This window comes from Suttonella ornithocola, assembly GCF_001889065.1.
Classification (GTDB): Bacteria; Pseudomonadota; Gammaproteobacteria; order Cardiobacteriales; family Cardiobacteriaceae; genus Suttonella_A; species Suttonella_A ornithocola.
In genome coordinates this window covers 1-13,007 of the sequence record NZ_LWHB01000073.1, presented here as the reverse complement: position 1 = coordinate 13,007, position 13,007 = coordinate 1, and the positions used below count along the sequence as shown (strand labels likewise).

The 13,007-nt window shown below is 42.1% G+C and carries 14 protein-coding genes; 7 read left to right on the top strand and 7 right to left on the bottom strand.

Annotated features, from left to right (window positions below; translation table 11 throughout):
- On the top strand, window positions 1–361 hold a 361-nt coding region (locus tag A5N85_RS06145), incomplete at its 5' end, for a transposase (protein WP_143143202.1).
- A 59-nt stretch (window positions 362–420) separates the two neighbouring features.
- Here the strand turns inward: A5N85_RS06145 and hemE are convergent.
- Window positions 421–1,452 (bottom strand): uroporphyrinogen decarboxylase, encoded by a 1,032-nt coding sequence (hemE, locus tag A5N85_RS06140; RefSeq protein WP_072576449.1) that lies wholly within the window; start codon window positions 1,450–1,452, stop codon window positions 421–423.
- Between the two features lie 95 nt (window positions 1,453–1,547).
- Here hemE and corA point away from each other — a divergent pair, with 95 nt between their 5' ends.
- Both corA and A5N85_RS06130 read left to right on the top strand, forming a co-directional pair.
- The gene (gene corA, locus A5N85_RS06135) at window positions 1,548–2,564 is read left to right on the top strand and encodes a magnesium/cobalt transporter CorA (RefSeq protein WP_072576448.1); all 1,017 of its coding nucleotides are present in this window, start codon (window positions 1,548–1,550) and stop codon (window positions 2,562–2,564) included.
- Window positions 2,565–2,684: 120 nt separating this feature from the next.
- Complete coding sequence (locus tag A5N85_RS06130; RefSeq protein WP_072576447.1) at window positions 2,685–2,936, top strand: GlsB/YeaQ/YmgE family stress response membrane protein; 252 nt, start codon at window positions 2,685–2,687, stop codon at window positions 2,934–2,936.
- 61 nt (window positions 2,937–2,997) lie between these two features.
- Here the strand turns inward: A5N85_RS06130 and aphA are convergent, their stop codons facing one another.
- Window positions 2,998–3,732, bottom strand: coding sequence for an acid phosphatase AphA (aphA, locus tag A5N85_RS06125; protein WP_072576446.1), 735 nt, complete (start codon window positions 3,730–3,732; stop codon window positions 2,998–3,000).
- Between the two features lie 276 nt (window positions 3,733–4,008).
- On the opposite strand from aphA, the gene dapF reads away from it, so the two are divergent.
- Window positions 4,009–4,845 (top strand): diaminopimelate epimerase, encoded by an 837-nt coding sequence (gene dapF / locus A5N85_RS06120; protein WP_072576445.1) that lies wholly within the window; start codon window positions 4,009–4,011, stop codon window positions 4,843–4,845.
- Between the two features lie 85 nt (window positions 4,846–4,930).
- On the opposite strand, the gene A5N85_RS06115 is transcribed toward dapF, so the two are convergent.
- From A5N85_RS06115 to A5N85_RS06095, 5 genes are all read right to left on the bottom strand, one after another.
- On the bottom strand, window positions 4,931–6,484 hold the full coding sequence (locus tag A5N85_RS06115; RefSeq protein WP_072576444.1) for a DHA2 family efflux MFS transporter permease subunit: 1,554 nt from the start codon (window positions 6,482–6,484) through the stop codon (window positions 4,931–4,933).
- Window positions 6,468–7,685, bottom strand: a complete 1,218-nt coding sequence (locus A5N85_RS06110; RefSeq protein ID WP_072576443.1) for an HlyD/EmrA/EmrK family protein — start codon at window positions 7,683–7,685, stop codon at window positions 6,468–6,470. Before A5N85_RS06110 ends, A5N85_RS06115 begins: the two co-directional genes overlap by 17 nt.
- On the bottom strand, window positions 7,682–8,194 hold the full coding sequence (locus A5N85_RS06105) for a MarR family transcriptional regulator (RefSeq protein WP_072576442.1): 513 nt from the start codon (window positions 8,192–8,194) through the stop codon (window positions 7,682–7,684). Before A5N85_RS06105 ends, A5N85_RS06110 begins: the two co-directional genes overlap by 4 nt.
- Before the next feature lie 100 nt (window positions 8,195–8,294).
- The gene (locus A5N85_RS06100) at window positions 8,295–8,780 is read right to left on the bottom strand and encodes a dihydrofolate reductase (protein WP_072576441.1); all 486 of its coding nucleotides are present in this window, start codon (window positions 8,778–8,780) and stop codon (window positions 8,295–8,297) included.
- Window positions 8,773–10,110, bottom strand: coding sequence for an MATE family efflux transporter (locus tag A5N85_RS06095; RefSeq protein WP_072576440.1), 1,338 nt, complete (start codon window positions 10,108–10,110; stop codon window positions 8,773–8,775). The genes A5N85_RS06100 and A5N85_RS06095 overlap by 8 nt, the downstream gene beginning before the upstream one ends.
- Before the next feature lie 101 nt (window positions 10,111–10,211).
- On the opposite strand from A5N85_RS06095, the gene dusB reads away from it, so the two are divergent.
- The 3 genes from dusB (at window position 10,212) to A5N85_RS06080 (ending at window position 12,893) form a co-directional block, all read left to right on the top strand.
- Window positions 10,212–11,207 (top strand): tRNA dihydrouridine synthase DusB, encoded by a 996-nt coding sequence (gene dusB / locus A5N85_RS06090; protein WP_245935946.1) that lies wholly within the window; start codon window positions 10,212–10,214, stop codon window positions 11,205–11,207.
- A gap of 102 nt (window positions 11,208–11,309) precedes the next feature.
- Complete coding sequence (locus tag A5N85_RS06085) at window positions 11,310–11,837, top strand: hypothetical protein (RefSeq protein WP_072576438.1); 528 nt, start codon at window positions 11,310–11,312, stop codon at window positions 11,835–11,837.
- Between the two features lie 48 nt (window positions 11,838–11,885).
- Window positions 11,886–12,893: a hypothetical protein gene (locus tag A5N85_RS06080; protein WP_072576437.1), complete on the top strand. Its 1,008-nt coding sequence runs from the start codon at window positions 11,886–11,888 to the stop codon at window positions 12,891–12,893.
- Window positions 12,894–13,007 lie beyond the last annotated feature (114 nt).

The following is a 13,007-nucleotide window of genomic DNA, read 5'->3' as shown; positions in this document are numbered from 1 at the left end:
TAAGAACCAGAGCAATGCGATTGGAGCCATTATCAATGGAGAATTGTTTGCCTTACGCTTATATGATGGTTCTATTAACAGCGATATTTTCTCTCATTGGGTGAGAGAAGCACTGTTACCTGAGTTACCTAAAAACAGTGTAATTGTCATGGACAATGCCGCTTTTCATAAACGCAGTGATATTCAAGCAATCATTGAAGAGCATGGGCATGAAATAGTTTGGTTACCCCCTTATAGTCCAGACTTAAATCCCATTGAAAAGATGTGGGCTTGGATTAAGCAAATACGCAAAGAATGGCGGATGGATTGTATTGATACTTTATTCTTTTATCTGCTTTGGATTGGGTTGGGTTTTAGATGATTGCACTATATTTCCTGAATTTTTATCGTTTTTTAGAGGATTTGAGGATAAACGCTTGTTTAGTGATAAGCAGGGCTTAGTTCATGAACAGCCTCAATCATGGCTTTAGCATTTTCTGGCGGAACGTCTGGTGTGATGCCATGTCCAAGATTAAAGATATGGCGGTCGCCTTTTCCATAATCGGCTAGGGTGCGCGCAACGGCTTCTCGAATGGTTTGGGGATTAGAGAGTAATATCGCGGGGTCAAGATTACCCTGTAGCGCGATGTTTTCGCCTAGGATGCTTCGTGCATGGGCAAGTGAGGTCGTCCAGTCTAGTCCAATGGCATTAGCACCGCTGTTTTTCATTTGTGCAAGCCATTGTCCGCCACCTTTGGTGAAGAGGATAGTGGGAATTTTTTTTGGTAGTTCGCTTAATATGTGGCGCATGTATTGTAAGGAAAATTCTTCGTATGCCCAGTAAGGTAAAGCGCCCCCCCAAGAGTCAAAGAGCATAATGGCTTGTGTACCCGCTTGAATTTGGCGTTGTAAGTATTGGCTAACAGCGGTGGCAAGTTTATTTAATAGAATATGAATGGTTTCAGGCTCGGAAAAGGCTAAAGCTTTGGCGCGTGCATGGTCTCGGCTACCTTTACCTTCTATCATATAAGTGGCGAGTGTCCACGGGCTGCCAGCAAAGCCAATGAGCGGAACGGCATTGTTAAGTTCTTGGCGGATAAGACGTACGGCGTTATAAACGTAATCGAGAGAGCCTTCTGGCGGAAGGGGGAGAGCTTCGGCTTCTGCTAAGGTGCAAATGGTGCGTGCAAATTGTGGTCCTTCGCCTTTGACAAAGCGAAGTCCAAGCCCCATGGCATCTGGGATGGTCAGGATATCCGAGAATAGTATGGCGGCATCTAAAGGATAGCGTCGTAGCGGTTGAAGGGTAACTTCGCAAGCAAGTTCTGTATTACGGCATAAATCCATGAAATCACCTGCTTGCGCGCGCGTTTGGCGGTATTCAGGCAGGTATCGCCCTGCTTGGCGCATCATCCATACAGGGGTGCGGTCAACTTTTTCACCGCGTAATACTTTTAAGAATATATCATTCATTTGAAAATCCTCTTGTTATTAAACTCGCATGATACCGTTTTCTGGATACCTCGCAATACGCTACAATATGCGTCCTTTTACAACTGCCCAACAATATGGCAAAAAAAATTTCTTCTCATGCGCCAGTAACCATTACTCGAACAGATTTTAGCCTTCATGAACAAGTAGAAACTGCTTTAACATTGGAAGAATTTTTTGCTGTTCATGGAAAACACCCGCATACACTAGATATGCCTTTAACATGGTTTCACTTTTCTGGGATCAATGATGCGCAAACATTAGAGAAAATTCTCTCTCCCTATGACATTCATGAGTTGGTAATTGAGGATATGACCAATAGCAGTCAGCAAACCAAAGCGGAAATTTATAAAGGATATTTATTTATTGTGGCGAGGACGTTCCATTACCGCAATAATACTTTAGGTTATGATCAGCTATTTATGATTGTGTTGCCGAATTTGTTATTAACGTTTGAACCGCGCCACAATACGCATCTTTCTCCCGTGAGTGAAGGCTTTGACCCAGAAGATAGAGAAAGCGCAGATTTAAATTCAGGTTTTTTGGCTTATGCGTTATTAGATTGTGTGGTTGAGCGTTATTATGGCGCGATTGATGCTTTATTGAGCAAGATTGAAAAGAATGATAGAAAGCTGTTTTCTAGTAATTCCAATCTGACGCTGAATAAGGTTCATAAGCTCAAACAAGATAGTATTCGTATTTTAAGTACGGTTCGCCGTATGAATGACACGCTAACGCAGTTAATGCGCTGGAATAATCCTTTTATCAATCAACATACGAAAACGTATTTGCGAGATTTGGTAGATACCACTTTGCAAATGCGTGACAGAATGGATTATGGACGTGAAATGATTCAATCGCTGACCGATACTTATCTTAATTTGCAATCCAATCAGCTAAATTTACAAATGCGGTTGTTAACAGTGATTACTATCATTTTTATGCCGTTGACGCTACTGACAGGGATTTATGGCATGAACTTCGATAATATGCCAGAGTTACATACAAAATATGGCTATTTTATTTTACTAGGGGTAATGGGATTGATTGTCGGTTTCTTATTGTTTATATTTCGACGAAAAAATTGGCTGTAATTGTTGATAAAGCTAAGATTGCCTATATCTTGATGAGAAAGTAGTAATATTATCCTCATATTCTCTTAAAATTTATTCGTTAAGATGAATGTAGTTTTAATCTTAAGTAAAGGATGAAGTATGGGAACAGGTATTATCGGGATGTTGGTAATCGGTTTTTTGGCTGGCTTAGTAGCGCGCGCGATAAAACCCGGTGATGATAAAATGGGCTGTTTTTTAACGGCTGGGTTAGGTATTGCAGGTTCGTTTGTGGCAGGCTTTTTAGGATCTTCTTTAGGATGGTATCAACAAGGTGAACCCGTTGGCTTTGTTGCTTCTGTGATTGGTGCTATTATTATCTTAGTAATTTTTGGATTGGTTTCTAAGAAATAGTTTAGTCTCTTCCCTTTTGACCCGCTCTTTAGCGGGTCTTTTTTATGCGCGAAAAAAGTATTTAATACCATGAATCGCGTACGACTTCTTCGCCATAGCCACCGTTTAAAGGCAAGGGTTTATTGGTGCTAACTGCTGGGCGAATCACGCGAATGCCCCGAGCGCCAACTTCACGAGCCGCATGAATATCGCTATCACTATCGCCATAAAAAATGGTAATGCCTTCTTGTTTGATATAAGGCGATTTATCGTATTTGAAAGGCTCTTTTACGATATCGCGTGTATAGATAACTGGCTGCATATTTTTAATGTTAAAAGTTTTTTCTAGTATTTTGCCTAAGCCATCTAAGGATTTACCATCGTAGTTACGACTTGGAGTACGACCTGTAATAAAGATAATTTGATCGCCACGATTTTGATGCATTTCGATGAGTTTTTTGGTGGATTCTTTTGGAATCGAGCTTAAATCGCAGTCATCAGCAACATAATCCCAAAAATCCTGATTGTGCAAATAATCATGGCTATCAGGCGACCATTTGTTTTTACCGTAATAGAAACATTGACTAGAAACCAGTGCAGTATCATCAATGTCTAGCCCAACTTTGGTTGGTGCTTTGCCTTCTAAGCTTTTCTTGATATCGTCAACGGAAACCCAGTTTACTTCTGCTTCATGCGCTTGATCATTTTCAGTCATTCCAGGATGATCATAAGGAACTTTAGGTCCTTTTGCATTGCTAATTCCGCAGGTAGTTATTAGGGCAGTGGTTAAAACTAAGTAAGCAAGCGATTTTTGCATAGATACTCCTTTTATATCGGAATGGATGATTAAATCAGTTTAGCATAATGGCTTAGTCAAGCTGAATGTATTCAAAGTGGCTTATCATTCATCTATAGCAGGGCTCCAAAAAATGTATGCCGTGCTTGGAGATAGGATGCTGTTTTCAAATTGGATATTGAGTTAATGTTGTATGCATTTTTTGGGAAGTTGGCTATATTTTTTAACTTTTTCTGTTAAGAACCTAAGTGCATTCTTGATTATCGCTCGCTACAATAAACTTTTTAAGGATGGTATATGCAACCGATTTGCTTTGACAAAATGCATGGTTTGGGAAACGATTTTATCGTTTTAGATTGTCGAGATACGGCGTTTGATTGGTCAAGAGAACAGATTGCTGCGTTGGCAAAACGTCATACCGGAATTGGTTTTGACCAATTATTGATTATTGAACCGGCAACACGAGAAGCCGATTTTACTTACCGAATTTTTAATGCTGATGGCAGTGAAGTTGAGCATTGTGGAAATGGTGCAAGATGCTTTGGGAAGTATCTGCGAGATTATCAATTATTTGATTTTTCCCGTCCGGTTAAGGTAGCAGTTAAGCGCGGATTGATAGAGATTGATTATCAGGGGCTAGCGGAAGGTATTGAGCAATTTTCTGTGGATATGGGGGTTCCAGATTTTAGTTTTTTTACTTCTCAACAAACTTCGGCATTACAACAGCTTATTACAGTAGCGGAACAGGAATATGCTTTTGGGATTGTTTCGATGGGTAATCCACATGCGGTTTGTCAGGTAGAGAATGTTGTAGATGCGCCGGTTGAGGAAGTCGGTCGGGCGTTGCAACAAAATGTTTTATTCCCAGATCGAGTAAATGTGGGATTTATGGAAGTCGTTTCCAGAAATGAGATTCGTTTACGCGTATTTGAACGTGGAGTTGGGGAAACTCAGGCTTGCGGAACGGGAGCTTGTGGGGCGGTGGCTGTAGGAATTGCTCGGGGGATATTAAATGAGCGAGTATTTGTTGCGTTACCTGGCGGTCGTTTGCAAATTCAATGGAAAGGCGAAGGGTATCCATTAAAGATGTCAGGTGCTGCTGAACGGGTATTTACCGGAAAATTGGTTTTATAGCGAAATTCCTAAAAAATGCCTATTGCGGGAGCTTTTTATATAAGCCATGGTTTCTTTAGCAACCGGCGCCAAAGAAACCAAGTGATTAGCGATGTCCAAAAGGTGGTTTGGCTAACCATACTAGTCCCAATAGTAAGAGGAAAACCAGTCCAGAAATATAGAACACTTCATTGGAACCGATGATGCTGGATTGTTGGCTAATGGTTCGGTTAAGTAAGGTATAAGCTTGTTCTTGATTTAAGCCGACCGCTTTAACGGTTGCTAACCACTGTTGTGCATTATCGTTATAAGGGGTAATGGCTTCGGTAAGAAATTGATGATGTAAGCCAGTGTGTCTATCCCACATGGTAGTAATGATAGAAGTCCCAATACCGCCGGCTAGAGTGCGAACAAAGTTGGATAATCCTGCTGCCGCAGCTAATTGCGTTGGTGATATCCGAGAAAGGGTAATAGCTGTGAGTGGCATAAAGAACATTGCGGTTCCGATTCCTTGAACGAATTGTGGCCAAAAGACATCCCAATAGCTCATTTGAGCAGTAAAATCACTTCTCCAAATAAAGGTACTGCAATAGACGATAAAGCTCAAAGTAACCAAAATACGCATATCAAGACGGTTACCATATTTTCCAATAATCGGCGTGAGTAAAACAGGAAATACGCCAATGGGTGAAGAGGCGAGTCCTGCCCAAATAGCGGTATAGCCAAGTGTTTGCTGTAAGACGAGAGGGAGTAAAACGATTGCGCCCATATACACCATAAAAGCAGCGCTAATCACTAAGGTGCCGATAGCAAAGTTACGATCTAGGAAAAGGCGAAGATTAACGATAGGGTTTTCATGATCCCATTCCCAAATGATGAGATAGCTAAGGGATACGATGCTAATGGCGCTAAGCAAAAGAATTTCTGGTGAGCTAAACCAATCGAGCTCTTTTCCGCGATCAAGCATCAGCTGTAGGCAACCGACACCTGCGACAAGTAATGCGAGTCCAATATAATCTACTTTGTCTTTGGCAGTAGGACTTTCGCGATCTCGAAGTTGTTGCCAAGCAATGAGCAGTGCAAAGATACCAATAGGGATATTGATGAAGAAAATCCATCCCCAGTGATAGTTATCGCAGATATAGCCACCTAATAAAGGTCCAAAGATAGGGGCAGTAACGATAACCATTGAAAAAAGCCCAAGTGCCATTGCCCGTTTTTGTGGGGGATAGCATTGTAGCAGCAAACTTTGCGCAAGTGGAATCATCGGACCAGCCACTGCACCTTGGCAAATACGAAAGATAACTAACTCAATAAGGTTATGCGCAATGCCACACAGCCATGAGCAGATGACAAATAAAATCCCAGAAACGAGGAAAACGCGAACTTGTCCAAAGCGTTTTGCTAAAAATCCTGTTAAGGGAATAGAAATCGCGTTGCTAACGGCAAACATGGTAATGACCCATGTTCCTTGCGAGGTTGCCGCGCCTAAATCTCCGGCAATGGTTGGTAAGGCGACATTGGCAATAGTTGAATCTAATACCATCATAAAGACGGATAAAGACAAGGCAATGGTCGCTAAAGCCAGTGACCAACCGGAAAGCGGTTTGGGTGCGGCAATATGGGTTTTCTGAGTGGCGTTGTTATTTAAGGAGCTCATCAATTATCTCTTGTGCGCCAGAAAGGGTATCGCCCATTGTGCTAGGTAAGGCTTGAATGGGGCGTTGTGGCAAAGGGGTATCACTATGGTCGCGTGTATCAATTTCTGCTTTCATTGAAAGCCCGATACGTAAGGGGTGTTGTGCAACTTCATCCGCGTTAAGTGCAATGCGAACAGGAACCCGTTGAACGACTTTTATCCAATTACCCGTCGCATTTTGAGCGGGTAAGACAGAAAATGCACTCCCTGTTCCTGCGGAGATGCCTTCAACAATGCCATTAAAAACGACCTCATCGCCGTATAAATCGGAAGTGAGTTTGACTTTTTGTCCAGGATGCACGGTTTTTAATTGGCTTTCTTTGAAATTTGCCTCAACCCATAAGCGGTTTAAAGGAACTACTGCCATTAAAGGTGTGCCAGCAGCAATTTGTTGACCAGGTTGAACATTGCGACGCGCAATTTCGCCTGCGAGTGGTGCGCGGATTTCTGTTCTTTGCATTTTTAGCCAAGCTTGTCGGATTTCGCTGATAGCCGCTTGAACATCGGGTTGTGCTTTTAGTGGCTGAGAACCTAAAGCAGCTTGTGCAACGCGTTTTTGTGCCTCAGCAGTCGCAATCCGTGCGCGGGCAGCATTTAATTGTGCTTGAGCAGTCGCTAATTGGGCTTGAGCGGCGGTAACGGCCTCTTTAGCATGGCTGACTTCTTCTGCGGAAATGGCTTGGCTATTAGCGAGTTTGCGACGGCGGGCGTAATCGTTTTGCGCACTTTTTAAGCGAACATTTGCCGCATTGACTTGTGCTTCGACTTCGCCAATATTGGCACGCGTTTGCGCCAAAGCAGCATCGGTTTGCGCGATATCGGCTTGTCGAATGCGATATTGACGAACTGCGTGGCTTAAATGTGTTTTCGCGACTTCAAGGGCTAATTGCGCATCTGTGAGGTCTAAAGAAACTAATAAATCTCCAGCTTGTACGCTATCAGTATTTTCAACAGAAACGGTTTGCACTTGTCCGTTAATTTGTGCCGTAATTTGTATAAGGTCGCCATGCACATACGCATCTTCAGTATCAACATGATATTGCCACTGAGTGAAATATAAATAAGCAATCGCCCCACCAATCAAAAGAAAAATAAGTGTTAGCAATAAGAGATTACGCGTACGTCGGCGAAGTCCTCGATGCATAGGAAATTCTGCACTCATGATAGATTTTCCTGCTCTAATCGTTGTAACAATTTCTTCATTAAAAATTGAAATTGCTGAATTTCTCCATCAGAAAAATCTTCCCACAGCGAAAGACGTGCTTGTGCCAATTTAGGCGTGAGGGTTTCAACTAGCTTCATTCCACTGGGACTAAGCTTTAATAAAATACTGCGTCTATCTTTGGTTGAACCTTGTCGATTAACCCAGCCACGGGAGACCAAATCATCAGCTAAGCGGGTAGCACTGGTGCGGGTAAGATCTAGAATTTCGCTCAATGTAGACGGCTGCATGTGTTCGCCATCACAGCGATACAGCATGATAAGCGCATAAAACATAGTGTCATTTAAATTGAATTCTGACAGAATTCGATTGAAATATTGGCTAGAGTTAGCGCTCACTCTTCTGAGCATGCGCATATTGATTAAGGTTTGTGGACGCGTATCCATTTCTGGCAAATGTTTACGGACATTTTCTAACGCGTCAACAAAAGCCTGAGTCGGGATTTTCATAAACTGCCCCGTTCTAATATTAAAAAGGGCAGATATTATAATTACGCGAGTAACTATATTTCAAGTGTAATATTGCAGGAGTAGTTTTATTCTTTAGTAACTATTTTCGATAGTAGTAAACAAATGCTAAATCATAGGCATTCTTTTCATCAGCTGGTAACACTTCTCGATGACTTTCTTCCCATACTTTTGGATTGATGTCTGGAAAAAACGTATCTCCTTCCAGTTCAGTATCAATTTCGGTTAAGAGCAATTTATCTACCATTGGCATGGCTTCTTGATAAATCTGTCCGCCACCAATAACGAAAACTTTTTCTGCGTTTTGACAGGCGTCAATCGCGGCTTGTAAAGAAGTGTGTGCATAAGCATCTGGATATTGGGTGATTTGACGGCTAATGACATGATTTTCCCTATCGGGTAGGGCTTTGCCCAAAGTATCATACGTTTTTCTTCCCATAATAATCGGATAGCCTGTGGTTATCGCTTTAAAATGCTTGAGGTCTGCGGGTAAATGCCAGGGCATTTCTCCCGCTTTTCCAATCACGTGATTACGCGTTTTTGCCGCAATTAAAATGATTTCAGCCATGAACCTTTCCTATATGATGACGAATTTGAATGGTTACGCGATACAATGCAAGTAAGGCAAATAGCGTTAAGCCAATAACACATCCTATCCATAAACCCATAATGCCCATTCCCATGGGATAGGCAAGAATGCACCCAATCGGTACACCGATGACCCAGTAACCAATTACCGCATAAGCCAAGGCAACTCGCGTATCCGCTAAACCCCGTAATACGCCACTGGCAGCAATTTGAACACCATCCACGACTTCTAAAAAAGCCACAACTAATAGAAGCTGCGAGGCTGCCAAAATAATTGCGGTATCATTTGTATAAATATCGGCAATTTGTCGTCTCGCAATAAAAATTACAATACTAGAAACCAGCATGAATACCGCACTCAAGCCAATGCCTGTGCTTGCACGTATCGCAATGGCATGCCAATCATTACGACCAAGAGCGTTCGCGCAGCGAATCGTCAGCGCAGAAGCAATACCAAGCGGTACCATAAACATAATACCAATATAATTCACTGCGATTTGGTTTGCGCCCGTAATAACGGCGCTTTCTCGGCTTGCCATAATGCCAATAAAAGAGAAAGTTCCGGCTTCCATTAAAATGGTTAACCCAATGGGCAGACCCATTAAAAATAAACGCACAAGACTATCGAACTTTGCAGGCTGAAGTTTATGGAAAAGTCGATAACCACGCCAGCGCTTGTCTTTATAAATTAAATAAAATAAGCCTGCGCCGTAGAGCAAGTAGCAAATGCCCGTTGCTAATGCCATTCCTTGCGTGCCTAAATTTGTATAAGTAAGAAATAAATAATTTCCTAAAATATTGATGGGTAATAAAGCCGCAATCACTAAATTATTATGGCGGGGGCTTGCCATTCCCTCTAAGAAGTAGCGTGCTAGACCAGCAAAAACAAAAATCCCCGCAGGAAAAGCTAATGTGAGTAAATATTGACGACTTTCATCAGCAATATCCGGTTGACTACCAAAAAGATAAGGCAAATAAGCGGCGAGCAGAGTGGCTATTGTTGTAACAATCCCTAAAACAATAAATAGCCAAATTCCTTGCTGAAAATCGTGACGAATATCTGAGCGATTATCGCCACCTTGATGACGAGAAAACTGGGCAGAAAAGCCAATACCAATGCCGACCATCACCAAATAAATCAGCACAAAAAGCTGACCGGCTAAAGAAACGCCTGCTAAAGTCAGCGTGCTATGGCGTCCTGCCATCACAATATCAATAATTTGTTGTCCATAGCCCAATAGCTGAGTCAAAATCATTGGCAAAGCCAGTTGTAAAGTGGGGCGGATTTCTTGTCGAATTTCTACTAACATAATGAATACATTTTTTTTAAGATGACATTTGATAAAGAACTTACCAATCGTTTATTAGAATTTTAAATTAAAAGCGTATAATACTTTATTTTCCTCATATAATGATGCTTAAACTTGGAAAATTTACCTATACAGAGCCTGTTGTTGCGCTAGCGCCAATGGCTGGGATTAGCGACTTGCCTTTTCGCCGAATTTGTCAGCGTTTAGGCAGTCATTATACCGTAGCAGAGATGGTTAGCGCACGACCAGAACTCTTATCGACCGAAGAAAGCCAAACGCGCTTACAGTTTGATGATAATCCAAATTTTCCTAAAATTGTCCAGTTGGTTGGTGGAGATGCACGACTGATGGCAGAGGCGGCGCAGCTTATGCAAGCCAAAGGCGCCGATGTTATCGATATCAATATGGGATGTCCGGCTAAAAAAGTGGGTAAACAAAACGCGAGTTCTGCATTATTAGCGGATTTGAAACAAGTAGAGAAAATCCTACAAACAACGGTAAATGCCGTCAAAATTCCTGTTACCTTAAAAACGCGAATTGGTTTTAACGATGAGCAAATCAATCTTCAAACCGTTGGAAAAATTGCAGAGGATAGTGGTATCGCTGCGATTGCGGTGCATGGTAGAACGCGCGCTCAACGTTTCCAAGGACAAGCAAAGTTTGAAGAAATAGGCGAGCTAAAAGCCAAATCTCATATTCCCGTTTTGGCGAATGGTGATTTAACAAATGCAGAACAAATAAAAAACTTAATAAAAAAATATGGCTTCGATGGTGTATTGATTGGACGAGCAGCGCAAGGTAATCCATGGATATTTTCTGAGATTCGTCGAGCTTTAAATTCAAAAGAATCTATTGCTCGGTCTGACCCATATCAGGCAATGATAGAACATATTACCGCTTTGCATGCTTTGTATCCTGCGCCACATAGTGGATTGTGTGCGCGTAAGCATTTGCATTGGTATTTGAAAAATGAACCACTTTACCCTAATTGGAAAGAAAAAATTAACGGTTCAAAAACGCTAGAAGAACAAATAGAAATTTTGCAAAACATCAGTGTTAACAGAGATTTATTCTTTCAGGAAAAAATAATTTTCTGAAAATGGCTTTAATCTGATGTTTTTTATAAACTTTTAAGTATATGGATGCATTTCTGCTAATTATATAAAGATTTATCGATTTAAAGGAATAAGGAAGAAAAAATGAAAATAAAAAAAGAAATATTGGGATTGTTGACCTGCTTATTATTGGCAGCCTGTGTTCCTGCAACGAATATCGTTGGGCAAGAAGTACGAAAAGTCGGACCAGCAGAATGGGCTAAATTAAAAAATCAAAATGATAATGATAAAGAGCAAGCAGAGAATCAACTTAGCAATATCTATATCTTCCGGCCTCAAGAAAATGTTCCTTTAGAAACTAGTGTTAACTTAGCTATTAATGGCAGATATTTAATTAGTTTACAGCCAGGAAATTATACCTATACACAAAGCTGTCCAGGTGTCGTAAATATCAGTAACGTTATCACCGGAAAAAAATCTAATGATTTATTTAGAGAAAGTACAGCATATACCATGCAGCCGGGCGAAACCTATTATTTCGAAGTGCAGCCACAACCAACAGGCAATACGGCAATACGGCAGTTGTCTGAAAATGAAGCAAAGAATTCTTTCAATATGAGCAAGCTGCAAAATCATCAAGTGAGTCGAGTTGTTCCTCACTGCGCACAATAAATTGCTTATTGATTACATCAAATTACAGTATTACAAAAAGGTATCACAATGAAAAATATTACAGTTAAACTTCACGGGAAAGATCAAACTCTTGGTGAACTAAATGTTCGTACACATACAGGTCAACCAGAAATTATCCAAGCGCAAAAAGACGTAAACTACGAGTTCTATGATGATGCAACTGGTGTTGCGCCTGACCATATCGTTACCAAACGCGAAGGTAATGATCTCTACGTTTCATTTGAAGAAGAAGGTCAAAACCCCGACCTCATTATTGAAGATTTCTATGGTAATAACGATCAAGGTTTGATTGGCTTAGCTGAGAATGGCGAATATTACTATTACGTGCCAGACACAGGCGAAGTCGCGCAATATGTTACTAACCTCACACCAGGAATGATTGAAGGACAAGCATTAGGCGGTTCATCATTTGTTGTTCCATTTTGGTTAGCATTACCAGCAGCGGCAAGCATTCCATTTGCTGCAGGATTAGCTGGATTGGCTTCAATTGGTGCAATAGCAGCTGTTGCTAGCAGTAATGGCAGTGATAGTAATAATAAAGACGCCTCGACCAGCCAAACAGGTAACAGCACAGCTGCAGTAACAGGCGTAGAACTTGGTGGTTCGGCGGATGATGGCTACCTAAATGCCAAAGAAGTGGGTGGTCAAGATAGCGTCAGCGTACCGGTCACTATTGGCCTGAACGGCGATGTCAAAGAAGGCGACACCGTGACCATTGATGTTAACGGCACCCTCAGCACGCACACCGTGACCGCAGACGAAGCCAACGCGCACAGCATCACAGCCAGCGTAGACATCCCGAGCAGCCAAGACGGCACGGTCGTTGTCAAAGCGAGCGTGACTGCGACGGCTACCGGTAACACGCCGGCGGCCAACAGCGCGCAAGACGACGTGATTGTCGATACCGGCGTGCCGGGAGACGTCAACGGCGACAAAACCCCGAATGGCGCAGACAACGACAGCACCACCCAAGACGGTGCGCCGAAAGTCAGCATCAAAGACGGCGGAGATAATGCACTCAACCAACTGACCTAGACAGCGGTAAAGCCACAGCAGAGATCAGCATTCCAGCCAACACCAAAGCCGGCGACAGCTTAGTAGTGAGCACCCCAGATGGTGAACAAACCATTCCTGTGACCCAAGAGATGA